The organism is Streptomyces sp. PCS3-D2, from assembly GCF_000612545.2.
Lineage (GTDB): Bacteria > Actinomycetota > Actinomycetes > Streptomycetales > Streptomycetaceae > Streptomyces.
Genome location: NZ_CP097800.1, coordinates 6,060,188 through 6,085,728, shown reverse-complemented (window position 1 = coordinate 6,085,728; position 25,541 = coordinate 6,060,188). Strand labels below are relative to the sequence as shown.

Genomic DNA, 25,541 nt, shown 5'->3' with positions numbered 1-25,541 from the left:
ATATTTCGGTAATTTCGGTTACTTTGGAGCGAAGGGGTCGTACTCGGCCATCATCTTCTCCATTCTTGCCTGGTCCACGCGGCTGACGATCTGTGTGACCTCCTGGCGGTCGCGGATCACCTTGGCGAGCGTGAAGGCCGAGGTGGTGAGGTAGAGGACCGCGATCCCGAGGAAGGCGCGGACCCAGCCGTCCGCCTCCAGGCGGTAGATCCCCACGGCCACGGCCACGAGGGCGACGGCGAAGGAGGCGACGGCCTGTCCGTAGTACGCCCCCGTGCTCTGCTGCTTGACCGGTGTCTCGTTCATGCGTCGAGCATCGGGCCGGCCGCTGGAGAGCACATCCGCGCACATACTCATGCGGATACTCAGCCGGGCCCGCGGGCGACTCAGAAGGCGGAAACCCCGGTGCGGGCACGTCCGATGAGGAGTTTCTGGATCTGGCTGGTGCCCTCGTACAGGGTCGCCACGCGGGCGTCACGGAGCAGCTTGCCGGTCGGGTACTCGTCGATGTAGCCGTAACCGCCGTGCACCTGGAGGGCGTTGCCCGCGGCACGCACGGCAGCCTCGGAGGCGAAGAGCTTCGCGGTGGAGGACTCGGTGGCGAAGGGCCGCCCTCGGTCGACGAGGTCGGCGACACGCCAGGTCAGCAGCCGAGCCGCGTCCACATCGACCGAGATGTCGGCGATGAGCTCCTGGACCAGCTGGTGGTGGGCGATGGGTTTGCCGAACTGCTCGCGGTGAGCGGCGTACGAGACGGCCGCGTCCAGTGCGGCCTGCGCGATACCGACGCAGCCCGCGGCGACCGACATGCGGCCCTTGGCAAGTGCCGACATGGCCACCGAGAAGCCCTTGTCCGCCGGGCCGAGCATCGCGGAGGCGGGCACGCGGACGCCGTCGAGGACCAGTTCGGAGGTGGCCTGGCCGCGCAGGCCGAGCTTGCCGCGGATCTCGCGGCGCGTCAGCCCGGGCGTGCCGGTGGGGACGAGAAAGGCGCAGACGCCGCGGTGGCCCGGCTCCTCGCCGGTGCGGGCGAAGAGGATCACGACGTCGGCCCAGGTGCCGTTGCTGATGAACGTCTTGGTCCCGTGCAGGACGTACGAGTCGCCCTCGCGCACGGCCCGGGTGGTGAGGTTCGCGGCGTCGGAACCGGTACCGGGCTCGGTCAGCCCGAAGCAGCCGAGTGCGTCGCCGGAGCACAGGCCGGGCAGCCAGGTCCGCTTCTGTTCCTCGGTGCCCCAGGCAGCGACGGTCTTGGCGACCAGGCCGAGGGAGACGGAGACGATACCGCGCACCGCGGAGTCACCGCGGCCCAGTTCCTCGGTGACGAGGGCGTAGGAGAGGTGGTCGCCGCCCGAGCCTCCGTACTCCTCGGGGACGGTCAGGCCGAGGAACCCGAGCGCGCCCAGCTTCTTCACGATGGCCCGGTCCACGCTCTCGGCACGGTCCCACTCGGCGGCGTGGGGGACGATCTCGCGCTCGGTGAACTCGCGGGCGAGACGGCGTACGGCGCTCTGCTCCTCGCTGAGCTCCAGGTTCACCGGGACCTCCTCCGGGCGGGTGGCGGCCGGCGCTTTAACTAGCACCGGTAGTTTTCGGTGGGCAGGCTTTACTATGTGGCGCATGGCCAGACCGCGCAAGCCCCTTCTCAGCCGGGACCGGATCGTCGAGGCGGCCGGGGCGCTGGTCGACGCGGAGGGGCTGGAGGCGGTGTCGACCCGGCGGCTGGCGGCCGCCCTCGGGGTCAGCGGCCCCTCCCTCTACAACCACTTCCGCACCAAGGACGAGATCCTGGACGCGGTGGCCGACGCGGTGAGCTCGCGGGTCGACCTGTCGATGTTCGACGGGGGGACCGACTGGCGGGCGTCCCTGCAGGCGTGGGCGCATTCGTACCGGGACGCCCTCGCGGACCATCCCCACATCGTGCCGGTGCTGGCACGCGGGCCCGGGCGCCGTCCGGCCGGGCTGCGGGTCGCGGACGCCGTATTCGGCGCCATGACGGAAGCGGGGTGGCCGGCTGCGCAGGCCACCCGGATCGGCGCGCTCATGCGGTACTTCATCCTGGGCTCGGCGGTGGGGTCCTTCGCCCGGGGCTTCGTGGACGACCGCGCGGCCTACGACCCGGCCGACTACCCGCACCTGGGCCAGGCGCACCTGCTGGCCGAGCGGCAGCGCGAGGTGGACGAGGGCGCGTTCGAGACGGGCCTGCAGGCACTGCTGGACGGACTGGCCCTGCAGTACGAGGCGCTGACGCAGGCGAGCCGCGGCGGCTGACTCCCGCTCGGGCGCGGCGGCCAGCAGGGCCCGGCGGCAGACGGCAGGACCGGCGACAGACGGCAGGGCCCGGCGCGGAGGGTCGCGCGTCCGCGCTCTGGCTGGTCCGCGCCTAGAAGACGACGAGCGAGCGACCGCCCGTGCCCGCGAGCATGGCATCGAACGCGGCCGGAATGTCGTCGAGGGTGATCCGGTCGGTCACCATGGCGCCCAGGTCGAAGCGGCCCGCGCGGACGTGCTCGGCGATCACCGGGAGGTCGCGCGCCGGGTCGCTGTTGCCGTAGACGCAACCGGTGAGGGTGCGGGCGAAGTGGAAGATCTCCAGCGCGTGGAAGGTGACCCGCTGTTCCTTGCCGCCGATGCCGACGACCGTGGTGCGACCGCCGCGGCGGGTCGACTCCCAGGCCCCGCGGATGGTCTCGGCCCGGCCGACGCACTCGACGGCGACGTCCGCACCGTGCCCGCCCGTGAGCGCACGGATCTGCTGGGCCGTGGTGTCCGAGGCGAGCACGAACTCGGTGGCTCCGGCCGCGCGTGCCAGCTCCTCCTTGGCCGGTGACACGTCGACGGCGACGACCCGGCCCGCCTGCGCGATCCGCGCGGCCTGGAGCGCGGCCAGGCCGACTCCGCCGACGCCGAAGACGGCGACCGACTCGCCCGGACGGACCTGGGCGCTGTGGTGGACGGCCCCGTAGCCGGTGAGGACGGCGCAACCGAGCAGGGCGGCCTCGGCGAGCGGGATGCCCGCGGGTGCGGGCAGCACGCAGTTGGCCGCGACGACGGTCTCCTCGGCGAACGCGGCCACGTTCAGCCCGGGATGCAGTGCGACGCCCGCGGCGTCGTGCGCGTGGACGTCCCCGACCCCGGCGAGTGCGGTCGCGCAGAGCCAGACCTCGCCGATGCCGCAATGGTGGCACTTCCCGCACGACGGAGCCCAGTTGAGCACGACGCCGTCGCCGGGAGCGACGTGGGTGACGCCCTCCCCGACGGCGAGGACCGTGCCCGCGCCCTCGTGGCCGAGGACGGCGGGCACCGGGACCCGCATGGTGCCGTCGGAGAGCGACAGGTCGGAGTGGCAGACGCCGGCCGCGGCCAATCTGACGCGGACCTGCCCGGGACCGGGATCGGGCAGCACGATCTCCCTGGTCTCCAGCGGTGCTCCGACGGCGGGCAGGATGGCGGCGCGGACCATGGGCGTCGTCTCGACTTTCGGTGCTGGGGCGGATGCGGGACTGCGCACGGCGCAGGCGGGGCGGGTGCTGCGGCCGGCGCGGGTGGCGCGGGTGGCGCGGGTGCTGCGGCTCAGAACTGCAGGGACTTGGTCTGGAGGTACTCGGCCAGGCCGTGCGGGCCCAGCTCGCGGCCGACACCCGACTGCTTGTGACCGCCGAAGGGCGCGAGGATGTTGTAGCGCCCGCCGTTGATGTCCACCTGCCCGGTGTCCATGCGGCGAGCGAAGGCGGCGGCGGTCTCCTCGTCCGCTGCCCAGACGGCGCCGCCCAGGCCGTAGACGGTGCCGTTGGCGATGCGCAGGGCCTCCTCCTCGTCCTCGTAGGCCAGAATCGACAGCACGGGGCCGAAGATCTCCTCCTGGGCGATGGCCATGTCGGGGGTGACGTCGGCGAACACGGTCGGGGAGATGAAGTAGCCCTGCTCGTGCGGCGCTTCCGGTCCGCCCGCGACCAGGCGCGCGCCCTCCTCCACGCCCTTGGCGATGAAACCGCGGACGCGCTCGTACTGCTTGGCGTTGACGACGGGGCCGACGCGGGTGCCCGCCGCGCGCGGGTCGCCGGTGGGGTGGTCGGCCACGGCGGCGACCGCGAGCGAGACGGCCTCCTCGTACTGGTCCCGGTGGACGAGCATCCGGGTGAGCGCGTTGCAGCTCTGGCCGGTGTTGTTCATGACGTGGCCGACGCCCGCCGCGACGGCCCTGGGCAGGTCGGCCCCGGGCAGGATGACGTTCGCCGACTTGCCGCCCAGTTCGAGGGCGACGCGCTTGACGGCGGCGCCGGCCGTGGCGCCGACCTGCTTGCCGACGGCGGTCGAGCCGGTGAACGAGACGAAGTCGACTCCCTCGTGGGCGGCCAGGGCCTGGCCGGCGACGGGGCCGGTGCCGGTCACCAGGTTGAAGACTCCGGCCGGGATCCCCGCCTCGTGCACGGCTTCGGCGAAGAGCTGCGCGGTCAGCGGGGTGTCCTCCGCCGGCTTCAGGACGAGGGTGCAGCCGGCGGCGAGAGCGGGCGCCACCTTTGCAACGACCTGGTACAGCGGATAGTTCCAGGGCGTGATGGCCCCGACCACACCGACCGGCTCCATGAGGACGGTGGAGTTCCCGATGCGCTCCTCGAAGGAGTACGAGGCGGCGAGCTCGACGTAGGTGGAGACCACGGCGATCGACGAACCGACGTGGACGGCCTTGGCGAAGGGCAGCGGGGCGCCGAGTTCGGAGGTGACGGTCTCGGTCAGCTCGGCCTTGCGGGCCTGGAGCGCGTCACGGAGCGCGCCGATCAGGGCGGCCCGCTCGGCGGGAGGCGTGGCCGACCAGAGGGGCAGGGCCGCGCGGGCGGCGCGCACGGCCGCGTCCACGTCCTCTTCGGTGCCGGCCGGGACCTGGGCGATGACCTGGCCGTCGGCCGGGTTGACGACGTCGATCCGGCCGGTCCCGACGGCAGGCCGCCATGCGCCGTCGATGTACATCCCGTCCTGGGCCTTCATGGCATTCCTCCCGAGTGCGCGCGTGCGCGTGGATCCGACCTCCCCGCCACCCTACAAACGGGCGGCGGCGGTTTCGCCGGGCGGAGGCGGCAAGGGTCAGATGATGCCGAAAAGCATCGCCGCCGTGAGGACGGCGAGCGAGGTGAGGGCCGCCCCCTTCACGGTGAAGCGGGTGTGGTCGCCGAATTCGACCTTGGCCATGCCGACCAGGACGTAGACGGCGGGAACCAGTGGGCTCGACATGTGCAGTGCCTGGCCGACGAGGGACGCACGGGCGATCTCGACCGCGGAGACCCCGTGGGCGGCGCCGGCCTCGGCCAGGACGGGCAGGACCCCGAAGTAGAAGCCGTCATTGGACATGAAGTAGGTGAGCGGCAGGCTGAGCAGGCCGGTGACCAGCGCCATGTGCGGGCCCATGCCCTCGGGGACGGCGCCGACGAGCCAGTCGGCCATGTGCTCGACCATGCCGGTGCCGCTGAGGACCCCGGTGAAGACGGCGGCTGCGAAGACCATGCCGGCGACGTTGAGGACGTTGTCGGCGTGGGCGGCGATCCGGGCCTTCTGGTCGGGCATGTGCGGGAAGTTGACCGTGAGAGCGAGGGCGGCGCCGAGCAGGAACAGCACCGGGATGGGCAGCCACTCCATGATCATCGCGGTGAGGAGGGCAAGGGTCAGGCCGGCATTGAACCAGTAGAGGCGGGGGCGCAGGGTGGGCCGGTCGGGGTCGAGGCCCCGGAAGCCGTCCTCGTCCCCGGGCGTGGCGCCGGGCAGGGAGGCGGGAACGGAACCGGGAATGGAACCGAGGGAGGTCCCGGGGCCCGTGTCGGGGGCGGGAGCTTGCGCTGAGTCGGCGTTTCCGCCGGCGGACACGGGGTCGGCGGCGGACGCAGGCCGGGTGGCCGCGCCCGGCACCGCGGGTCCGACGGGGACCGGCCCGGCGGCGCTTCCGGCCGCGGCACCGACCAGGTCCTCGCGGGCGTCCGCGGGGCCCCCGACACCCCCGGGAGCCTCCCGGCCGGGAAGCGCGAGCACTCCGACGCGGCGGCGTTCCTTCAGCCCGAGGACGTACGCCAGGGCGAACACGAAGAGCAGGCCCACCGCGAGGGCCGGGATCATCGGGACGAAGATGTCGGCGGCATCGAGCTGGAGGGCTGTGGCCGCGCGGGCCGTGGGGCCGCCCCAGGGCAGGGTGTTCATGACGCCGTTGGCCGTGGCCGCGACGCCCGTCATGACGACCAGGCTGAGACCCAGCCGCTTGTAGAGCGGATACAGGGCCGAGACGGTGATCATGAAGGTGGTCGATCCGTCGCCGTCGAGGGAGACGATCGCGGCGAGAACGGCCGTGCCGACCACGACGCGCAACGGATCGGCCCCACAGAAGCGCAGGATGCCTCTGACGATCGGGTCGAAGAGTCCGACGTCGATCATCAGGCCGAAGTAGACGATGGCGAACATCAGCATGGCGGCGGTCGGTGCCAGCTTGCCGACGCCTTCGATGACGTAGTCACCGAGGTGTGCGCCCTTCCCCGCGAACACGCAGAACAGTGCGGAGATGAGGACGAGCGCCGCGATGGGCGACATTTTCTTCATCATGATCAGGACCAGGAAGGTCGCGATCATGGCGAAGCCGAGGAAGGTCAGCATGGGGGGACGGTAGGAGCCGCCCCCTGTGGCCAACAAGACGTCAGCGCGTGAGCAGTATGAGCAAAACCCCAGCTCAGGGCAGAGGTGTCAGCTCTACGGGGAAGGCGTTGAGTACGGCCGTGCCGGAGAGGCGGTCGATCCGGGTCCCGTCGAGCAGCTGGTTGACGTTGGCGCCCGGGACGGCGGAGGCGACGCCGAGCCGGGCGCCCGAGCGGTCGTGGCCCCACCCGTGCGGGAGGCTCACCACTCCCGTGCGGACGGCGTCGGTGACCTCGACGGGGACCTCCAGGCTCCCGCCGTCGCCGGCGACCCTGGCCCGGCCTCCGTGGGTGAGACCCAGCCGCGCCGCGTCCTGCGGGTGGACCTGGAGGGTGCACCGGTTGGAACCTCCGGTGAGGGCCGGGACGTTGTGCAGCCAGCTGTTGTTGGACCGCAAGTGGCGGCGGCCCACGAGGACCAGGGCGGCGGGGCGGTCGGCGAGCGCCGCGCGCAGCGTGGGGAGCTCGGCCGCGATCGGCTCCGGGAGCAGCTCGACCTTGCCGCTGCGCGTCTTCAGCACCTCCCGGAGCCGGGGCCGCAGCGGGCCCAGGTCGATGCCGTGCGGCGCCTTGAGCAGGTCGTCGAGGCCGAGCCCGTACGGCCCGAGGCGCAGCATCATGTCCAGCCGCCGCTCCGGGCCCGTACGTCCGGTCAGCCTGCCCGCCTGCGCGGACGGGTCGGTGCCGTGCAGTGGCGAGCGGGCGTCCGCGGCGGCGCGGGCGAGCGCGTCGGAGATGACGCGCTCGTCGACGGCTGCCGGCGGGGCTCCGTGCAGCCCCGACACCGCGAGGATCAGGCGCGCGTGGATCTCGCACTCGTCCATCCGCCCCTCCTCCAGCGGGACCGCGGGCGGTGAGTAGCGGGCCTGGTTGCGTACGGCGAAGGCGTTGAAGGCGAAGTCGAAGTGCGCGCTCTGCGCAGGCGGTGGTGGCGGGAGCACGACGTGGGCATGGCGGGAGGTCTCGTTCAGGTACGGGTCGACCGAGAGCATGAAGTCGAGGCCGGCCAGCGCCCGGTCGAGGCGGTCGCCGTCGGGTGCGGAGAGGACGGGATTGGCGGCGATGGCGATCAGGGTGCGGATCCGTCCCTCCCCCGGTGTCTCGATCTCCTCGGCCAGAGCGGCGATGGGCAGTTCGCTCTTGGCCTCGGGATGTCCGCTGACCCGGCTGTGCCAGCGGCCGACCGCGAACCCCTTTCCGGGGCCGGCCGGCCCGGGGGCGCGGTCGGTGGCGGAGAGCGGGAAGAGGACCCCGCCGGGCCGGTCGAGGTTGCCGGTGAGGATGTTCAGTACGTCGACCAGCCAGCTGGCGAGCGTGCCGTGTTCGACGGTGCAGCTGCCGATCCGTCCGTAGACGGCGGCGGTGGGTGCGGCGGCGAGCTCGCGGGCGAGGCCGCGGATCTCGTCGGCCGTGAGGTCGCAGGCGGGTGCGACGGCCTCGGGGGTGAAACTCCCGAGAGCTGCGCCGAGTTCCCCGAGTCCTTCGAGGTGTTCCCCGAGCGGCCCGGGGGTGGCGGACGTCTCGACGAGCAGGGTGCGCGCGAGGGCGGCGAGCAGGAGTGCGTCGGTGCCGGGGCGCGGCGCGAGATGGCGGTCGGCGAGTGCGGCGGTCCGGGTGCGGCGCGGGTCGACGACGACCAGGGTGCCGCCCCTGGCGCGCAGGGCCTTGAGGCGGCCGGGGAAGTCGGGGGCCGTACAGAGCGAGCCGTTGGACTCGACCGGATTGGCGCCCAGGAGGAGCAGGAAGTCCGTCCGGTCGAGGTCGGGGACCGGGATGGCCAGGGGGTCGCCGAAGAGGAAGCCGCTGGAGACGTGCTTGGGCATCTGGTCGAGCGTGCTGGCGGTGAACAGGTTGCGGGTGCCGAGGGCCTTCAGGAGCAGCGGCGGGTAGAGGGCGCCGGCCATGGTGTGCACGTTCGGGTTGCCGAGGACCACGCCGACGGACTGGGGCCCGTGCTCCCCGGCGAGGCGGGGTACGGCGGCGGCGACGGCATCGTAGGCCTCCTCCCAGGTGGCCTCCCGGAGCTGCCCGTCGCGGCGGACGAGGGGGGTGCGCAGGCGGTCGGGGTCGGCGTCGATCTGGCCGAAGGCGGCGCCCTTGGGACAGATGAAGCCGCGGCTGAAGACGTCCTCGCGGTCGCCGCGGGCACCGGTGACCGCGGTGCCCTCGATGGTGAGGGTGAGGCCGCAGGTGGCTTCACAGAGGGGGCAGATGCGCAGGGCGGTGCGGGGCATGGGCCCTCCAGGGCGGCAGGCTGCGGCACGGGATGCGGGGAACACCGAGCATACCGACCGGTAGGCACGGTGGCGAGGGAACGGACCTGGTTCGCGTGCCACGCGGCCGGCCGGCGCGCATGCGGGCGGGGCCGTGAACGGCCCCCGGGGGCGGGGCGGCACCCCGGAAGCCGGGACGGCACGCGGAGGCGGGTGGAGGCGCCGGGCCGGGAAGGCAGGACGCCGGGGCCGGGGAGGTGGGACGCCCGGGCGGGCTCAGCCCAGCACTCGGGCCAGGTAGGCGTGCATCATCGCGCGGGTCTCGTCGACGATCCCCGGGTCCCCCGCCGGGTCGGCCCGGAAGGCCAGTTGGATGAGGGCGTCGGTGGCTTCGACGGCGACGAGGACGGCCCGCTCCAGTGCGGCGTCGGGGGTGAGGCCCAGGTGTCCGCAGAGCAGTTCGGTCAGGCGGTCGGCGACCTGGTGGTTGGGATCCGGTTCGGGCTCCCCGACCGGCGGCGCCGGCACACCGAAGTCGACGAGCGCGAAGCCGGGCACACTGCGCTTCATCGCCAGGTACTCGTCCAGTACGGCGTCCACGACCGGTCGCCAGTCGGTGGCGGGGAGGCTGCTGAGTCGGTTCGCTATGCCGTCGGCGTAACGGTCCAGATTGCGGTGGGCGAGGGCGATGGCCATGGCCCGTTTGTTGCCGAAGAAGCGGTAGACGGATCCGATCGGCACGCCGGCGCGCAGGGCGACGGCTCGGGTACTGAGGTTCTCGTACCCGGTCTCGTCCAGCAGCTCGGCGCAGGCGTCGAGGATCCGGGCGAGCCGGTCGGCGCTGCGCTGCTGGATCGGCGTACGGCGCAGGGAGTGGGCGGGAGGCACGTGGTCCATCATGCCGCTCCTCGCTTCCGGGCCCGGCGGGGGCCTCAGTTCAACAGGAGGCCGAGGCCCCCGATCGTGTAAACGATCATCAAGGCGAGCAGCGGCAGCTGTCCAGCCACGGCTTTCGCCGGCGGGAAGAGGCGCACCGAACGGTCGTGGGCGGCGATGACGCCGAGGACGTGGCCGGCGACGACGGCGACGACCTGGAGGACGGCGAGACCCCCGGGGCCCAAGGGCGGGACGGGTTCCGGGACGTTGTCAGTGCCGAATGCCATGCTTACCGTGCGTGATCCTTCGACTACCAGAAGGGAGAAGTAATGGGCGATGAGATAGCCGAGGGCGATCGGGACGAGTGAGTGGGCGAAGGCCGTCAGCGGGCCGGGGTGCGGACCGCTGACGAGACGGGTGGCCATCGCGCACAGGCAGTAGAGGGTGGCGACGAGGGCGATGGAGCCGAGCAGTCCGAGTGTGGCCGCGGGGGTGTGGCCGAGGGGGGAGGTCTGGAGGGTGTTGATCCACGAGGGGCTGTCGGAGAAGCCGTCGTAGGCGGTGGATCCGAGGAGGACACAGACGGTGGCGAGGAGTCCCGGCCGCTCCGGCGTCGCGTCGAGTCCGTGAAAGGGGTTGCGGAGGACGAGACGGCCGTCGCTTCGGCGGCCGAGGGGGGAGAGGCGGGCGAGGAGGGTGGAGTACGCCTCGAAGGCATCTCCCTCGGCGAACCAGCTCTCGCCGTACCGGGCGGCGAGCAGCAGTTGGGCGGTGGTGTAGGCGGTGAGCGCGATCAGGAGGGTGGTGGTGGATGCGGGATCGGGCGAGACGAGTTCGAGCCAGGTGAAGCCGAACAGTCCGGCGGCGGCGGGCCACAGCCCCAGCCGGGTGGGAAGGGGGTGGCGGCCGGTACGGGGGCGGCGCAGGGCCAGGGAGAGCAGGCGGTGCAGGGTGCGCAGCGGGTTGAGCAGGCGCCATACGGGGCCGAGGAGGAGGGAGGCGGGTACGAGTCCGACCCAGAGGAGGACGTAGACGGCACCGGGAGCGGGGTTGCGCGCGGGGTCGTCGGGACCGAGGAGGAGGTGCAGCAGGACGAGGAGCGCGGCGGCGAGTCCGAGCCCGCGCAGGGCGGTCCGGGTGGCCGGTGCGGCGGCCGCCCGCTGGAGGGCGGCGGGCAGGGCGAGGCCCGAGCGCTCGCCGCGGAAGCGGGAGGTGGACCAGAGCAGGCCGAGCGCGAGGAAGGAGACGAATAGCGCGGCGAAGGCCCCGGCGAACGCGTAGAAGGGAGAGATCGGCAGATCGTGCCGGGATCCGATGCCGTGCGCGAGCACGGTGAACGGCTCGGCCGGGTGAAGGATCACGTCCCGGCCGTGGCCGAAGGGAGCCGGGCTCACCGTCGGACCGCCGGGCACCGCGTACCGCCGACGGTTCGGCCTTGCGGCCCGCGACCAGGACCTCGACCGCACCCGGGTGCGGGCCCGGGCCCGGGTGCGGGCGCGGGTGCCGGTGCGGGTGCCGGTGCGGGCGCGGTCGGCAGGGCCGGGACGTCGACGGCGGATACGGAACGGGCGGCGAGTAGGGCGCGGGCCGCGGGCGGGGCGTGGCGGGCCGTCATCGGACGAGGAGTTGGGTCAGGACGAGGCCGGTCTCGTGGGTCTCGACCTCGAAGAGGCCCGTGCGGTCGGCCGTCAGGATCAGGGTGGCCTCCTGGCCTGCCGGCAGGGCGAGTTCCTTGTCGTAGCCGTGGACGTGGAGGGTGTCCGCGCGGTCGCTGGTGACGCGCAGGGCGACGCGTTCGCCGCGCCGCAGCTCGGTGCGGGCCGGGGCGGGGCTGACCTTGCCGCCGCGGACGGTGATGGTGACCGTGCGGTCCGGCTGCTCCGGGCCCGGTGTCGGCGGCTGGGGTGACGGCGGCTGCTGGGGTGGCGGCCCGGGGGGTTGACCGTGGTGGTGGCCGCCGGACGCGCCCGGCGGCGGGGCGGTGAGCCGGGCCGCGGCCTCGACGGGTTTGCCGGCGACCGCCCAGGCCGTGTGGTCGTCCGCGTAGAGGCGGACGGTCAGGGTGTGCGCGCCCTCGGGGACCTGGGCCGCGGGCAGGTGGAACCAGGGGCCGTACAACCTGGCGATCTTGCGTCCGTCGAGCTCCAGGTGGGCGTGACCGGCGCCCGGGAGGGCGGCGCCGCCGGTGCTGTCGGGGGTGAAGCGGAAGTTGTTCACGGTCAGCTGAAGGTTCCAGCCGTCCTCGGAATCGGGGCGGAGGGCAAGTCGGACGTCCGGAGCCCCCTCGGCCGGGACCTCACGGAGCGTGTGGCCGGCCGCGTCGGCGGCGGCGAGCAGGGTACCGACGCTGCCGGAGGCCTGCTCGTGGCTGGTGCCGGGCTTGTGGTGGGTGGTGGCCCGCCCGCCGCAGCCCGTCGCCGCGCCGCCCGCGAGGAGCAGGGCGAGGGCGAGCAGGGCCGCGGTGCGGGCGGTTCGGCGCGGCCCGCGGGCCGGGCGGTGCGGCGCACGACACGCGTCGCACCGGGCGCGGCCGTCGAGCCCCTCGTCGGTCCGGTCGGTCACGGCCGGCCTCCTGCGGCCCGGGGCGTCCGGGCCTCCCCGGCTCCGGGGGCTCCCGGAACCGCCTCGGCCGCCGCGCCCTCGCGCAGGGCCGGGGCAGGGCCGGGCGGGACCGGGGCGCGGTCGCCGTCGGGGGCGTCGCCCGGACCGGCGGGGTGGGCCGGGGCGGCACCCGGCCGGGCGGAGGCCGCGACCGCCCACAGGACCCAGACCACGGCGACCAGGGCCCTCACCCAGGCGGGGCTCAGCGGGGTCCACGGAATCATCAGGACCGCCTTGTCGAAGGCGTCCAGCAGCGTCAGTCCGGCCAGCAGCAGGGTCAGGCGCGCCAGCCAGGGGCGGCCGGACCGCAGCACCAGGCCGGCCCCCGTCCACCAGAGGCCGAGCAGCAGGAGGGCGAGGGCCGGGACGAAGGTGGAGGTCAGGGTCATGGTCGAGCCGGCCACGTCGAGGGCCAGTCCGGCCAGGCCGAGCAGCGTGGCCGCGGCGCCCAGGCGGGAGCCGCGCAGGCGGCGCCACCACAGGACCCCGCCGACGAGCAGCAGTACCGCCGCCACACCCAGGGCGAGCTGGGTCTCCACCCGCTCCAGTCCGCGCGCCCCGTACCAGTCGCAGCCGGCCGGCAGTTCGCGCGCCTGGACGTTGTAGTCCGCGCAGACGAGGAGCTGGATCAGTTTGACCGGCTCGCCGACCAGGCGGGCCGACGCCCCCGTGACGTCGCCCCGTCGCTCGCCGCACCGCGGGACCGTGCCGGGGGTGGAGCCGTCGGGTCCGTCCTGCCAGCAGTTGCCGCTGCCCTGGCCGTCCCACCAGACGTCCATGCCGTTGGGGCGCGAGGCGCCGGACCGGTCCTTGCCGAGGACGTTGCCTGCGTACCGGTTGTGGTGGGAGGTGTCCGTCTGCTTCGACCAGGCCTCCTCGCCGCGGATGAAGGCGGGGACGGCACTGAGGAAGAAGCCGGCGCGCTCGTGCCCGTACACCCAGTTGCCCTCGTAGAGGTTCCAGTTGCCGCCGGCGGTGATGATGCCGGTGCCCGGCGGCATGGAGATCTGGGGGCAGACGACGCCGCGCTCGTAGCCGCGCTCGATGGGCGGTTTGGCGCAGGTGCCGTCGGCGACGTGGCGGTAGTAGTCCTGGTTGTTGTCGTGGATCAGGTTCCGCTCGAACTTGGCGTGGTTCTGCGGGAGTCCGGGGTGGCCGGGGAAGGCGCTGTCCATCGAGGCGCCGCCCATGTTCTGGTCGAATTCGTTGTCGTGCACCCACACCGAGTCGCCCGCGGTGCCCGAGTAGCCGACCATGTTGTGATGGCTGCGGCAGCCCGTGATCTCGATGGAGTAGCGGGGGACCTCGTAGCCGCGGCCGTCGTTGATGTTAGAGGCGCTGCCGGGGTAGATGCCCGAGTCGCCGTTCCCGTAGGACTCGCAGTTCTTGTACAGCCCGTGGTCGCTGGCGAAGGTCAGGAAGCCGTACTCGTCGTTCCAGCGGGTGAGCACGTCGTCGATGACGAAGCCGTCGGCGGCGAGGACGTACAGCGAGTTGAAGGTGGTGCGCTGGGCGGTGAAGTTGCGGAAGTAGACGCCGTCGGACCTGTCGGCGCGGATGGCGTTCAGCTTCTGGTACTTGGCGTCGATCACCACGTCCAGGCGGGTCGCGCCGGTGCCCTCGATCTGCAGGTTCCTCTTGCCGAGGACGGCGACGAGGTTCTGGTTGTGCCGGCACCGCACCTGCTGCTCGTACGACAGGATCTGGTAGCCGAGCGCGGAGTCCGGTGCTTCAAGCGCGGCGCACTCCCCCGTCGGCTGGGGCAGTGAGGGCTCCTCCTCGTACAGGCCGGGGAGGATCGCGATGTTCATCCCGGGCCGGTCCACGGCGTCGACGGCCTCCTGGAGGTGCCGGTACCCGCTCGCCGCGCAGCGCTCGTACAGGGCGAGGTTGCGCTGTCTGAGCGCCTCGGGGAAGGCGGATATCCGGCGTTCGAAGGCCGGCCGGTCGGTCTTGCAGACGATGAGGTCGGGGTCGGTCTCGCGGTATTCCGGAACGGATCCGGAGCCGTCCGGGAAGGTGACCGGGCGCTCTTCGTGCGCACGGGCGGCGGGCGCGGCGGCGAAGAGGGACAGGAGGGCGAGGAGGGCGGCGAGGAGCGCCGCCGGCACGGCAGGAAACCTGCGGGTCCACGACATGCGCGTGAGAGTAGAGCAATGTTCATCTTTTGTGATCCCCCCGGGACTGAATCCGCACCCCGGGCCGGCCGCCCCGCAGCCCTTCCTCCCGGATCCTGCCGTTTCCTCCCGCCCCGATCCCGGGCTCTCGGCGGATGCCGACGGGGCGCCGTTGACGCGCGGGCCGCTGAATCCTACTGTCGACCATAGGATTACTTCGACGGAGCGGGAGCAGCACATGAGCGAGCAGGCCGGCAGCGAGCAGGCCCGGAAGACGGCCGGGGCACTGGAGTACCTCACCGGCTTCGGCAACGAACACAGCTCCGAAGCCGTCCCCGGCGCACTGCCGCTCGGCCGCAACTCGCCCCAGCGCGCACCCCTGGGCCTGTACGCCGAGCAGCTCAGCGGCAGCGCCTTCACCGAGCCCCGCAGCCACAACCGTCGCTCCTGGCTCTACCGGATCCGCCCCTCGGCCGCGCACCCGCCCTTCACCCGGATCGACAACGGCACCCTGCGCACGGCCCCCTTCACCGAGGCGCCCGCGGACCCGAACCGGCTGCGCTGGAACCCGCTGCCCGACCCGGCCCCCGGCACCGACTTCCTGGCCGGCCTGTGGACCCTCGGCGGCAACGGCGACGCGGCCCAGCGCACCGGCATGGCCGTCCACCTCTACGCCGCCAACGCGTCGATGACGGACCGGGTGTTCAGCGACTCCGACGGAGAGCTGCTGATCGTTCCCGAGCGCGGCGGCCTGCTCCTGCGCACCGAACTGGGCCTGCTCTCCGCGGGCCCCGGTGAGGTCGCGCTCATCCCGCGCGGCGTCCGCTTCCGCGTCGAGCTGCTGGACGGCGACGCCCGCGGATACGTCTGCGAGAACTACGGCCAGCCCTTCGTCCTGCCCGACCTCGGCCCGATCGGCGCCAACGGCCTCGCCGCCGCGCGCGACTTCCGGGCCCCGGTGGCCGCGTACGAGGACGTCGAGCGGCCCACGGAGGTGGTCAACAAGTTCTGCGGCAACCTCTGGTCGGCCGTCTACGGCCACTCCCCGCTCGACGTGGTCGCCTGGTACGGCACGCACGTCCCGTACGTCTACGACCTGCGCCGTTTCAACGTCCTGGGCACGATCAGCTACGACCACCCGGACCCGTCGATCTTCACCGTCCTGACCTCGCCCTCGGACACCCCGGGCCTGGCGGGCGTGGACTTCGTGGTCTTCGCTCCACGCTGGCTGGTCGGCGAGGACACCTTCCGCCCGCCCTACTTCCACCGCAACGTGATGAGCGAGTACATGGGCCTGATCAAGGGTGCCTACGACGCCAAGGCGGAAGGCTTCGTCCCCGGCGGAGGCTCGCTGCACAACATGATGTCCGCGCACGGCCCCGACCACGAGACCTTCGACAAGGCCAGCGCGGCCGAGCTGAAGCCGCAGAAGATCGACGACGGCCTGGCCTTCATGTTCGAGACCCGCTGGCCGATCACCGCCACCGCCCAGGCCACCGCCGCCGACCACCTCCAGCGCGGGTACGACGACGTGTGGCAGGGTCTGCAACGCCACTTCCGCGCCTGACCTGCGCCGCCTACCCTGCAATGCGCCGCACGTCGCCACCGTCCAGCCGTTCGGAGATCCACCCGTGACCGCCTTCGCCCCCGACTCGCTGGTCCTGAACCGGAAGCTCCCCCTCTGGTACCAGGTCTCGCAGTCACTGCGCGCCTCGATACTGGGGCGCACCCCGGACGCCTCCCTGCGCCTGCCCACCGAGGAGCAGCTGGCCGAGCACTACGGGGTGAGCGTGCTGACCATGCGGCAGGCCCTCAAGGAACTGGAGGGCGAGGGCCTGATCAGCCGGCACCGGCGGCGCGGCACCTTCATCGAGGCGGGCGCGCTGCGCAGCACACCGGTCCGGCTGCTGGGCTCGGTCGACGCGATCGTGGCCCAGCAGTCGGGCGAGCGCACCACCGTCCTCGGCCACGGGCGCACGCCTGTGGCCGGGGAGCTGCTGGACCACTTTCCCGACACCTCCGAGGTGGTGACGTTCCGGCGTCTGCGACGCGACCGCGAGAGCGGCGAGCCGACCAACTGGGCGGAGAACGCGGTCCTGCCGGAGTTCGCCGAGGCGGTCGACGTCACCGATCTGGAGCGCTGGCCGATGACGAAGGTGCTGCGGGACGTCGTGGGGGTGCGCATCAGCCGGATCACGGACACCGTGGAGGCCCGGCTCGCGGACCCGGAGACGGCCGAACTGCTCCAGGTCCCGCTGCTCAGTCCGATCCTGCACTACACGGGCGTCACCTACGGCGAGGACGGGCGGGTGGTGGACGTGGCGCGGATCCGTTACCGGGGCGACCGGTTCTCCTTCACGGTGACGGTCGACGCGCACTGAACGGCGGCGGCGCGCACCCGCGCCGCTCCCGGCCGCCGTGCCGTCACTTCTTCTCGTCGTCGGCGGTGCGCTCGCCCTCCGCCTGGGACGGCGTGGTGCGCATCGTCTGGGGGTGGCGCTGCCTGCGCTGCGCCTCGTCCATGTCCTCGTCGAGGCGTTCGCCCTCGGCCTGGGACGGGGTCGAGTATTCGTCGTACTGGCTCATGGCCGTCTCCTCGGTCGACTCGGTCGACTCGGTCGACACCGTCCGGACGGTACCTACCGCACGTACCCACACATAAGGAGCGTAGCTCTTCGGCCTCGACGCGGCCCGGCCATCGGAGCCCGTCGCTACCATCGGCGGCGTGAGCGCTGACACACCGCAGCCGGACCCGCTGCTGGACGATCTGATGCCCTGGGCCGTGGGCAGCCTGCGCCTGGGCCGCGACTGGGTGACCGCACCCGATCCGGCGGCCCTGCGCACCCGCTGGGCCCTCCTGGCGGACTCCGAAGGGGCCGAGCGGGACCGCTTGTTCCGGCCGAGTCGCAGCCGCACCCCCGCCACCTCGGCGGCCGCGCTGCCGGGGCAGCGATCGGCGGCCACTGCACGCTTCGCCGATGCGCCCGGGCCCTGCCCCGACCCCGTACGGGTGCTGCGCGAGCCCTTCGACGAGCAGTGGCTCCTGCCCGACCAGCGGCTCATCGACACCGCCCGGCCGGAGCTCTGGCGGGTCCGCGACGAGCACCAGCTGTTCCTCATCGGCATCTCCGACCTGCTGGTCACCGCGCACCTTCCGGTCGGCCGGGTCGGCCCGATCCGTCCGCTGCACCGGCGCCCGGGCGGTGCCGAACCCAACCTCGCCCCCGGCCTGCTGCCGCTGCTGGGCGAGCGCCACGGCGGCTGGGTGACCCCCGAGGACGTCCTGTGCTGGATCCTGGCGGCCGGCCGTCCCGGTCCGCGGGGGTACGAGGTCCCGCTCGCGGCCGACCCCGGGCGCTGGCGGGCCGGGCTGGAGCTGGGTCACCGGCTGCTCACCGTCCAGCTGCGCGGGGCGCGCGGCGGGGAGGCGCCCCGACTGCCCGGTGGGCGCCGCCCGTACGTGCGGTCGGCGGTCGGGGGGTGGCCGCGCGAGCTCTCGTACGACGCGGAGAGCGAGACGCTCGGGCTGGGCGGTGGGGCGGTCTCGCCCGTTCCGGCCGGGGCGTGGGAGTACGAGGTGCAGGGCGTGCGGGTGCTGGAGAGCTGGTTCGCCGCACGCACGGCGCACCGCGGACCGGAGGCCGACGGGCTGGCGGCGCTGGGCCCCGCCGAGTGGCCGCAGAACTGGACCTCCGAGCTGCTCGCGCTGGTGACGACGCTGGCGCTGTTGGCCGAGCTGGCGCCGGAGCGGGCGGCTTTCGAGCCCGGTCCGGGCCTGTCGGCCGCGGAACTGCACGCGGCCGGGGTGCTGCCGCCGCCGGCCTGGAGCCGGCGCCCCGCCTCGGTACTGGACCACCAGGAGGAGGGCCCGGGCGGCCAGTTCGCCCTGCTGTGACCGGCCGGGCGCCGCGTACGGCGGGCCGGCGCCGGACCGCGGGGCCGCCGGACCGCGGGCTCGCCGGACCGCGGGGCCGCCGGAAGCCCGGACGGCGGACGGTGCGCTGATCCGCGGGACGCGGCCTACGCCGCCCAGGCGCCCAGCAGCCGGGTCACCGAACGGTCGAAGACCGCGTCCATGTCCAGGCCCGCTCCCGGGACCGGACCGCTGCCCGAGACGGCCGCCGCCAGCCTCGGATACTCCCCCGTGGCGAGCCGGGAGCCGAGCCAGGCCGTCCGTACGGCCTGTTCCTCGGCCTCGCTCCAGGGCAACGCGCGGGCCCGCTCGGCCAGTGCCAGCTCGCCCGCCACGTAGGTCGCGACGCTGCCGTTGACGGCGGCGACGAGTTCCAGCTTCTCCCCGTCGGGCGCCGCCAGCGGAGCCAGGCACTCCAGGCTGTGCTCCAGGTAGCGCAGGGCGTTGGGGCTGAAGCCGTACAGGGGGGTCAGCAGGCGCGGCAGCCACGGATGGCGGTGCATCAGCGCCCGCGTCTGGCGGGCCAGGGCCAGCAGGTCGGCCCGCCAGTCGCCGGTCGGCGCGGTGAACGCGTACTCCCCGCTGACTGCGTCGACCATGAGCTCGTAGAGCTCCTCCTTGCGCGGCACGTAGTTGTAGAGGGACATGGTCCCCGCGCCGATGCCCGCGGCGACGCGCCGCATGGAGACCGCGTCGATCCCCTCGGCGTCGGCGATCCGCACGGCTTCGGCCGCGATCGACTCGCGGCTGTGCGCGGGCCTGGGGCCGCGGCCGGCCCGCTGCGGGCGGGACCAGATCACTTCGGGTTCAGCGGGTCGCCCGCCGGCTGTCATCGCTCAGATCACCTCGTCGTCTCGACACCATCTTAGTTACGTACGCCGTACGTAATGCGGTACGGTGACGCACATGACGACTACGTACGCTGTACTTAGTGAAGGTCTGGAGAAGAGCTACGGGCGGATCCACGCCCTGCGCGGCCTCGACCTCGCCGTTCCCGAGGGCTCGGTCTGCGGACTCCTCGGGCCCAACGGCGCCGGCAAGACCACCGCCGTCCGGATCCTCACCACCCTCACCGCACCCACCGGCGGCCGCGCCCGCGTCGCCGGCCACGACGTCGCCCGGGACCCGGCGGCCGTCCGCCGCACCATCGGCGTGACCGGCCAGTACGCCTCCGTGGACGGGGACCTGACGGGCCGGGAGAACCTCCGGCTGTTCGCGCGGCTCGCCGGGCTGCGGGGCTCCACGGTCCGCTCCCGCGCCGACGCGCTGCTGGAGCGCTTCGGGCTCGGCGAGGCCGCCGACCGGGTGGTCTCCACCTGGTCCGGGGGCATGCGGCGGCGCCTGGACCTGGCCGCCGGACTCGTCACCCGGCCCCGGGTGCTCTTCCTCGACGAGCCCTCCACCGGCCTGGACCCGGCGGCCCGCGAGCACATCTGGGCGGCGGTGCGCGCACTCACCGAAGAGGGCACGACGGTACTGCTCACCACCCAGTACCTGGAGGAGGCCGACCGGCTGGCCGACGACGTCGTGGTGGTCGCCGAGGGCCGGGCCCTCGCGGGCGGCACTCCCGCCCGACTCAAGGCGCGGATCGGCTCCCGCGCCGAGGTCGCCGTCACCGCGCGGGAGGAACTCGCCGGCGCAGCCGGGGTACTCGACCGGCTCACCGGCGGCCGGCCCGCGCTGGACGAGGAACGGCTGACCGTGGCCGTGACCGTCCTCGACGCCGGCATCACCCTGCCGCGGATCATCCGCGCGCTCGACGACGCCGGCGTCCCGGTCACCGACGCGCGCCTGCGCCCGCCCACCCTCGATGAGGTGTTCCTGCGCCTCACCCGATCCCCCGCCGTGACCGGCACCGCCCGCCGGGAGCAGGAGGCCGCCGCATGAGCACGCTGCTGTCCGACGGCGGGGCCGTCCTCGTCCGCCAGTTGCAGAAGGCCCGGCACGCACCGGCGCTCCTGGTCCTCACCCAGACCATGCCGCTCACGATGCTGCTCTTCTTCGGCTACGTCTTCGGCAGCGCGCTCGCCATGCCGGGCTCCGAGTACCGGGAGTTCCTGGTGCCGGGGCTGCTCGCCGCCACAGCCGCGAACGGCCTGATGACCGGCATGTTCACGGCCGCCCAGGACGCCCACCGCGGGGTGACGGACCGCTTTCGGACCCTGCCGATGAGCCGCTGCGCCGTGCCGCTCGGGCAGACCGCGGCCGACCTGCTCACCACGGCCGGGTCGATGGTGCCGCTGATGCTGGTGGGGCTGGCGATGGGCTGGCGAACCGAGAACGGCCTGCCCGGCGCACTGGGGGCCCTGGGCGTGCTCCTGCTGTTCCGCTTCGCCGCCGCCTGGACGGGCACGTACCTGGGCTTGCTGAGCCGCAGCGAGGAGGCGGCGGGCCAGCTGGGCAGCGCCACCTTCGTCCTGCCGATGCTCTCCAGCGCCTACCTGCCGACCGCCGGCCTGCCCGGATGGCTGCGCACGGTCGCCGAATGGAACCCCATCAGCGCCGTCGCCACCGCCGTGCGCGAGCTGTGCGGGAACACCGGGGGGCGGGCCGGGGCGGACGCCGCCTGGCCGGCCGCGCATCCGGTGGCCGCGGCACTGCTGTGGTCGGCGCTGCTCCTCGCCGTGTCCGTACCCGCGGCCACCCGCCGGTTCGCCCGCGGCGGAGCCTGACACGGGCCCTCACGAAGGACCGCCCCGGACGTTCAGCGGCACACATCGCCCGCCGGGTGGTGACAGACCCCCGTCCGACCAGGTAGGCAGGGCTTCATGAGCACCGAACCGCTGCCCCTGGACGGCATCACCGTCGTCGCCGTCGAGCAGGCCGTCTCGGCCCCCTTCGCCACCCGCCAGCTCGCCGACCTCGGCGCCAGGGTGATCAAGGTCGAGCGTCCCGACGGCGGCGACTTCGCCCGCGGCTACGACACCACCGCACACGGCCTCGCCTCGCACTTCGTGTGGGCGAACCGCGGCAAGGAGTCGATCGCGCTCGACCTGAAGGACCCGCGTGGCCGCGAGGTGCTGCACGGGCTGCTGGCCGACGCGGACGTCTTCGTGCAGAACCTCGCCCAGGGGGCCGCCGCCCGCCTCGGGCTCGACTCGGCCGCGCTGTGCGACCGCTATCCGCGGCTGGTCGCCGTGGACGTGTCCGGCTACGGCGCAGAAGGCCCTTACGCCCACAAGCGCGCCTACGACATGCTCGTGCAGTGCGAGGCGGGGCTGGTGTCGGTGACCGGCACTCCGGAGCAGCCGGTCAAGGCGGGCATCCCGGCGGCCGACATCGCGGCCGCCATGTACGCCTTCTCGGGGGTGCTGGCCGCGCTGCTGCGCCGCGGCGCCACCGGGCGCGGCGGCCGGGTGGAGGTGTCGATGCTGGACGCGCTCGCCGAATGGATGGGGCACCCGCTGCACCACACGATGCACGGCGGGGAGCAGCCCGTGCGCACGGGGCTCGCACACGCGGTGATCGCCCCGTACGACGCCTACCCGACGGCGGACGGGGACCGGGTGCTGCTGTCCGTGCAGAACGACCGCGAGTGGCGGCGTCTGGCGCGGCAGGTGCTGGACCGGGCCGAGTTGGCCGAGGATCCGGCGTACGCGACGAATACGGCGCGCACCGCGAACCGGGAGAGGACCGACGCGGTGGTGGCGCAGGCACTGGGCCGACTGGGCGCGGACGAGGCGATCGACCGGCTGGAGGCGGCGGGAATCGCCTGTGCGCGGCTGAACTCGGTGGCACAGCTGGCCGGGCATCCGCAGCTCGCGGCCCGGGGCCGGTGGCGGGAGGTGGGATCGCCGGTCGGTCCGCTGCGTGCGCTACTGCCGCCGATCGGGCTGCCGGGCGGCGCGGCACCGCACATGGGTGCGGTGCCCGCGCTGGGTGAGCACACCGACGACCTGTTGCGCGCCCTGGGGATGGCGGGCGCACGGATCTCGGAACTGCGCCGGGACGGTGTGATCGCTTAGGGCCGGGGCGGCCGGAGCCCGGAAGGGCGAACGACCGCGGGTGCGAGGGCTGTTACGAGCGGCGGCTGCCGAAGAGCGTGCGACGCAGGCGGCGCAGCGGCGCGAAGAGCGAGACGCGCGCGCTCCGGCTCCGCAGACGGTGCGTATGGTCGCGGGAGGTGAGTTCGCGCATCAGCAGGGTCGCCTCCGCGGCCTCCCGGTGCGGGACGGCGGGTCCGCCCAGCACGGCGAGATGGCGGTCGAGGCGCGAGCTGGTCGCACTGCTGCCGCAGGTGATGGCAGGCACGCGTGGCGGCCTGCTGCGCATTGCTATCTGTTCCATGATCTCTCCCCACCCGTACGAGGGCACCCGGCCCGGGCAGGTTAACCCTATCGTCCCCGCATTGCCCCCGGGTATCCCGGTGGTGTGAATTACCCCTGCCACGAGGGGGAGTTGACGATTACTCAGCGGAGTTGCCCGTTACTCTCCGCGCATGATCCGGTACGGACATCACGCTCCGGAAGAGCCCGGCACGAGTCTCGTCACGACAGGGGCCACTTCACGCACACTGCGCTAACTTGGAGTGACCGGACGATGACGCATGGGCGCACGGAAGCATTCGGGGGGCTCGCGTGAGTGAGGAATCCAACTCCGATCATGTCGTCGCGGGCCGCTACCGACTGCTGGAGCAGATCGGCCACGGCGGCATGGGCGTGGTGTGGCGGGCCCGGGACGAGGTGCTCGCCCGAGACGTGGCCGTCAAGGAGGTCCGCGCACCGGCCGGGCTGGACCCCGCCGAACTCGCCCGTATGTACCGGCGCCTGGAGCGGGAGGCCTGGGCCGCCGCCAGGGTCTCGCACCGCGGAGTGGTCACGGTCTACGACGTCGCCTCCGAGGACGGCCGCCCCTGGATCGTGATGGAGCTGGTGCGCGGGCTCTCGCTGGCCGACGTATTGGAGGCGGAGGGGCCGATGACCCCGCAGCGCGCCGCCCACATCGGCGAGCAGGTCCTCGCCGCCCTGCGGTCGGCGCACGACGCGGGGGTGCTGCACCGGGACGTGAAGCCGGCCAACGTACTGGTCGCCAACGACGGCCGGGTGGTGCTCGGCGACTTCGGGATCGCGAGCCTGGAGGGCTCCTCCGCCATCACCATGACGGGCGAGGTGGTCGGCTCCCCCGAGTTCCTCGCCCCGGAAAGGGCGTTGGGCCGCGAACCCGGTCCGGGGTCGGACCTGTGGTCGCTCGGCGTCATGCTCTACACCTGCGTCGAGGGGGTCTCGCCGTTCCGACAGGCAACCGCACTGGACACGCTGCGGGCCGTGGTGGACGGGGATCCGCCCCCGGCACGCCGGGCCGGTCCGCTGGAGCCCGTACTGGCGGGGCTGCTGCGCAAGGATCCGGCGCAGCGACTGGACGCGGCGGAGGCGGCCCGGATGCTGCGGGTGGTGGGCGCGGGCGGAACCGTACGGGCCTCCGGCGGACCGGTGTCGGGGCCCACCCCGGCGATGCCGACGGCCCGCCTCGGGCACGAACCACAGGGCGGCGGGCCGTACGGGCCCCGGCCCGCACCGCCCCCCGCACCCGGCCGGACTCCGGCGGCCGGGGGTGCGGGCGGGGACGCGGCCGGGGGTGCGGGCGGAGGCGGGGGCGCGGCCGGACCGGTGCTCGTCGCCGGGATCGCCCTGCTGCTGCTCGCCCTGGCCGCGCTGGGCTGGGTCCTGCTGAAGGACCTCGGGGACACGGGCGGCGGCGGTGGGAACGGGGGTGCCCCGACGGGCCCGGCCACCACCGCCGGGGCTCCCGCCACGGCTTCCACGGGGACGGCGCCGGCCTCCGCGCCCGCATCGTCCCCGGCTCCGGCTTCGCCGAGCGCGGACGGGCACGTGTCGGTGTACGTCGACGCGGTGCGCACCGCGTACACCGGGAACTGCCCGCCGCCCCCGGGGCAGGCGCCCGCCTTCAGCGCGACCGTCGAGGTGGAGCGGGTCCCGGTGGTGCTGGAGTACCGCTGGGCCACGCGGAGCGGGCGGAGCTCCGGGCCCGGCTGGCAGTCCGTCACGTACGAGGCCGCCGGGCCGAAGAGCCGGCGGCTGGAGCACACCGAGTTCACCCACCTGCCCGACGGGGTCTTCGAGGACGCGGTGCGGCTGGAGGTGCGGGGCCCGGCGGAGGTCGCCACCTCCTGGGTGGCGACCTCCGTGACGTGCGAGAAGGCGACGCCGTCGGGCGGGGCCTCCTCGCCCGGCGCGAGCCCGTCTCCGGTGTCGCCGACGCCGAGCGCCGCGGCGACACCGGAGGCCGGTCTGCCGGATCAGGCGGCGTTGGTGAGGACGGGCAGGTAGCCGCCGGACTGTCCGGCGGCGGTCGGGTGGTAGGACTCGGGGATGTTCAGCCAGTTGACGCTGTGCAGCCACGGGCTGCCGGAGCAGATCTCGTGGCCCGTGAAGGAGCCGACGACCGAGGCGAAGGTGAAGCCGTGGCTCGCGGCGCGCTTGGCGATGGCGGCGTTGAGGTGGTCGGCCGCGCCGTTGATGGCGGTGCGCTCGCCCTCGGTCAGACCGGCGATGCAGGTGCCGTTCAGCTTGTAGAAGCGGGGATAGCCGAGGACGACGACGCGGGCGGAGGGAGCCCGGCTGTCGATGGCGTCGTAGACGCGGTCGAGCAGTCCGGGAAGGGTGGAGTCCACGTAGGCCTTGGCCTGGTTCACCCGGTTGACGCACGTGGATTCGGACTGGAGCACACAGGTCGTCATGACGTCGGAGAATCCGGCGTCGTTGCCGCCGATGGTGATGCTGACCAGGTCGGTCCCGGAGTTCAGCGGGCCGAGCTGACCCGAGAGCACATCACCGGTACGGGCGCCCGAGCAGGCGGTGAAGGCGAAGGTCTGCGGGGAGTGGGCCGCGGCCCAGAGGGCGGGGTAGGCGCGGTTGGTGCGCTTGCAGTTGCCGCTCGCACCGTCGTAGTTGCCGGCACCGAGTCCGGAGGAGTACGAGTCGCCGAGGGCGACGTAGCCGAAGTCGGCCTGGGCGGCGGCCGCCTGGCCGGCGCCGAACAGCACGGCGCCCGCGGCGAGTAAGAGGGAGGAGGTCAGGGCAGCGAAGCGCGACATTCTCATGCTCATGTGTGCGGCTCCTTGTGGGGGTTGCTCCTGAGTCGTTGGTACAAGCAGCCGGGAGTCGCCGGAAGTGTCCATGCCAAGAATGTTCGG

Annotated in this window: 22 protein-coding genes; 8 read left to right on the top strand and 14 right to left on the bottom strand. The window is 73.4% G+C overall.

Translation table 11 applies throughout. The features are described 5' to 3' along the window. Positions 1–18: 18 nt before the first annotated feature. Both AW27_RS27195 and AW27_RS27190 read right to left on the bottom strand, forming a co-directional pair. Positions 19–306 (bottom strand): YiaA/YiaB family inner membrane protein, encoded by a 288-nt coding sequence (locus AW27_RS27195; protein WP_037925707.1) that lies wholly within the window; start codon positions 304–306, stop codon positions 19–21. Between the two features lie 80 nt (positions 307–386). Further along, positions 387–1,538, bottom strand: a complete 1,152-nt coding sequence (locus tag AW27_RS27190; protein WP_037925705.1) for an acyl-CoA dehydrogenase family protein — start codon at positions 1,536–1,538, stop codon at positions 387–389. 82 nt (positions 1,539–1,620) lie between these two features. Between AW27_RS27190 and AW27_RS27185 the strand changes: the two genes are divergently transcribed. Next, a complete protein-coding gene (locus AW27_RS27185; RefSeq protein ID WP_037926439.1) occupies positions 1,621–2,271 on the top strand; it encodes a TetR/AcrR family transcriptional regulator in 651 nt (216 codons plus the stop codon). Between the two features lie 112 nt (positions 2,272–2,383). Here AW27_RS27185 and AW27_RS27180 read toward each other — a convergent pair whose 3' ends face one another. The 8 genes from AW27_RS27180 to AW27_RS27145 all read right to left on the bottom strand — a co-directional run bounded on the left by AW27_RS27180 (position 2,384) and on the right by AW27_RS27145 (position 14,496). Further along, positions 2,384–3,463, bottom strand: coding sequence for a zinc-binding dehydrogenase (locus tag AW27_RS27180; RefSeq protein WP_037925703.1), 1,080 nt, complete (start codon positions 3,461–3,463; stop codon positions 2,384–2,386). Between the two features lie 110 nt (positions 3,464–3,573). Next, entirely contained in the window at positions 3,574–4,986 is a 1,413-nt protein-coding gene (locus tag AW27_RS27175) for an aldehyde dehydrogenase family protein (protein WP_037925701.1), read from the bottom strand. A gap of 96 nt (positions 4,987–5,082) precedes the next feature. Continuing rightward, positions 5,083–6,630, bottom strand: a complete 1,548-nt coding sequence (locus AW27_RS27170; RefSeq protein ID WP_037925699.1) for a CitMHS family transporter — start codon at positions 6,628–6,630, stop codon at positions 5,083–5,085. Positions 6,631–6,703: 73 nt separating this feature from the next. Further along, on the bottom strand, positions 6,704–8,902 hold the full coding sequence (locus AW27_RS27165) for a molybdopterin-dependent oxidoreductase (protein WP_037925697.1): 2,199 nt from the start codon (positions 8,900–8,902) through the stop codon (positions 6,704–6,706). A 255-nt stretch (positions 8,903–9,157) separates the two neighbouring features. After that, complete coding sequence (locus tag AW27_RS27160) at positions 9,158–9,778, bottom strand: TetR/AcrR family transcriptional regulator (RefSeq protein WP_037926436.1); 621 nt, start codon at positions 9,776–9,778, stop codon at positions 9,158–9,160. Positions 9,779–9,813: 35 nt separating this feature from the next. Further along, on the bottom strand, positions 9,814–11,118 hold the full coding sequence (locus tag AW27_RS27155; RefSeq protein ID WP_052031180.1) for a hypothetical protein: 1,305 nt from the start codon (positions 11,116–11,118) through the stop codon (positions 9,814–9,816). 250 nt (positions 11,119–11,368) lie between these two features. Continuing rightward, positions 11,369–12,211, bottom strand: coding sequence for a cupredoxin domain-containing protein (locus AW27_RS27150; protein ID WP_037926431.1), 843 nt, complete (start codon positions 12,209–12,211; stop codon positions 11,369–11,371). Between the two features lie 104 nt (positions 12,212–12,315). Continuing rightward, positions 12,316–14,496 carry a right-handed parallel beta-helix repeat-containing protein gene (locus AW27_RS27145; RefSeq protein WP_078556849.1) on the bottom strand — a complete coding sequence of 727 codons (2,181 nt, stop codon included), beginning with the start codon at positions 14,494–14,496 and terminating at the stop codon, positions 12,316–12,318. 217 nt (positions 14,497–14,713) lie between these two features. Between AW27_RS27145 and hmgA the strand changes: the two genes are divergently transcribed. Both hmgA and AW27_RS27135 read left to right on the top strand, forming a co-directional pair. Next, a complete protein-coding gene (gene hmgA, locus AW27_RS27140; RefSeq protein WP_037925695.1) occupies positions 14,714–16,042 on the top strand; it encodes a homogentisate 1,2-dioxygenase in 1,329 nt (442 codons plus the stop codon). Between the two features lie 64 nt (positions 16,043–16,106). Continuing rightward, positions 16,107–16,856, top strand: coding sequence for a GntR family transcriptional regulator (locus AW27_RS27135; protein ID WP_037925693.1), 750 nt, complete (start codon positions 16,107–16,109; stop codon positions 16,854–16,856). A 43-nt stretch (positions 16,857–16,899) separates the two neighbouring features. On the opposite strand, the gene AW27_RS27130 is transcribed toward AW27_RS27135, so the two are convergent. Beyond that, positions 16,900–17,100 (bottom strand): hypothetical protein, encoded by a 201-nt coding sequence (locus tag AW27_RS27130; protein ID WP_037925690.1) that lies wholly within the window; start codon positions 17,098–17,100, stop codon positions 16,900–16,902. Positions 17,101–17,245: 145 nt separating this feature from the next. Between AW27_RS27130 and AW27_RS27125 the strand changes: the two genes are divergently transcribed. Continuing rightward, positions 17,246–18,370 (top strand): type ISP restriction/modification enzyme, encoded by a 1,125-nt coding sequence (locus tag AW27_RS27125; protein ID WP_157840306.1) that lies wholly within the window; start codon positions 17,246–17,248, stop codon positions 18,368–18,370. Positions 18,371–18,495: 125 nt separating this feature from the next. Here the strand turns inward: AW27_RS27125 and AW27_RS27120 are convergent, their stop codons facing one another. Next, on the bottom strand, positions 18,496–19,221 hold the full coding sequence (locus AW27_RS27120) for a TetR/AcrR family transcriptional regulator (protein WP_037925686.1): 726 nt from the start codon (positions 19,219–19,221) through the stop codon (positions 18,496–18,498). Positions 19,222–19,294: 73 nt separating this feature from the next. Between AW27_RS27120 and AW27_RS27115 the strand changes: the two genes are divergently transcribed. The 3 genes from AW27_RS27115 to AW27_RS27105 all read left to right on the top strand — a co-directional run bounded on the left by AW27_RS27115 (position 19,295) and on the right by AW27_RS27105 (position 22,353). After that, positions 19,295–20,275, top strand: a complete 981-nt coding sequence (locus tag AW27_RS27115) for a daunorubicin resistance protein DrrA family ABC transporter ATP-binding protein (protein WP_037925684.1) — start codon at positions 19,295–19,297, stop codon at positions 20,273–20,275. Then, positions 20,272–21,060 carry an ABC transporter permease gene (locus AW27_RS27110; protein WP_037925682.1) on the top strand — a complete coding sequence of 263 codons (789 nt, stop codon included), beginning with the start codon at positions 20,272–20,274 and terminating at the stop codon, positions 21,058–21,060. The genes AW27_RS27115 and AW27_RS27110 overlap by 4 nt, the downstream gene beginning before the upstream one ends. Before the next feature lie 96 nt (positions 21,061–21,156). Then, complete coding sequence (locus tag AW27_RS27105) at positions 21,157–22,353, top strand: CaiB/BaiF CoA transferase family protein (RefSeq protein ID WP_037925680.1); 1,197 nt, start codon at positions 21,157–21,159, stop codon at positions 22,351–22,353. Between the two features lie 52 nt (positions 22,354–22,405). On the opposite strand, the gene AW27_RS27100 is transcribed toward AW27_RS27105, so the two are convergent. Beyond that, positions 22,406–22,675, bottom strand: a complete 270-nt coding sequence (locus AW27_RS27100; RefSeq protein WP_172671376.1) for a hypothetical protein — start codon at positions 22,673–22,675, stop codon at positions 22,406–22,408. A 290-nt stretch (positions 22,676–22,965) separates the two neighbouring features. Here AW27_RS27100 and AW27_RS27095 point away from each other — a divergent pair, with 290 nt between their 5' ends. Next, complete coding sequence (locus AW27_RS27095; RefSeq protein WP_052031146.1) at positions 22,966–24,675, top strand: serine/threonine-protein kinase; 1,710 nt, start codon at positions 22,966–22,968, stop codon at positions 24,673–24,675. Here the strand turns inward: AW27_RS27095 and AW27_RS27090 are convergent. Further along, on the bottom strand, positions 24,645–25,448 hold the full coding sequence (locus AW27_RS27090) for an SGNH/GDSL hydrolase family protein (protein WP_037926423.1): 804 nt from the start codon (positions 25,446–25,448) through the stop codon (positions 24,645–24,647). The two genes, AW27_RS27095 and AW27_RS27090, sit on opposite strands and share 31 nt — an antisense overlap. Positions 25,449–25,541 lie beyond the last annotated feature (93 nt).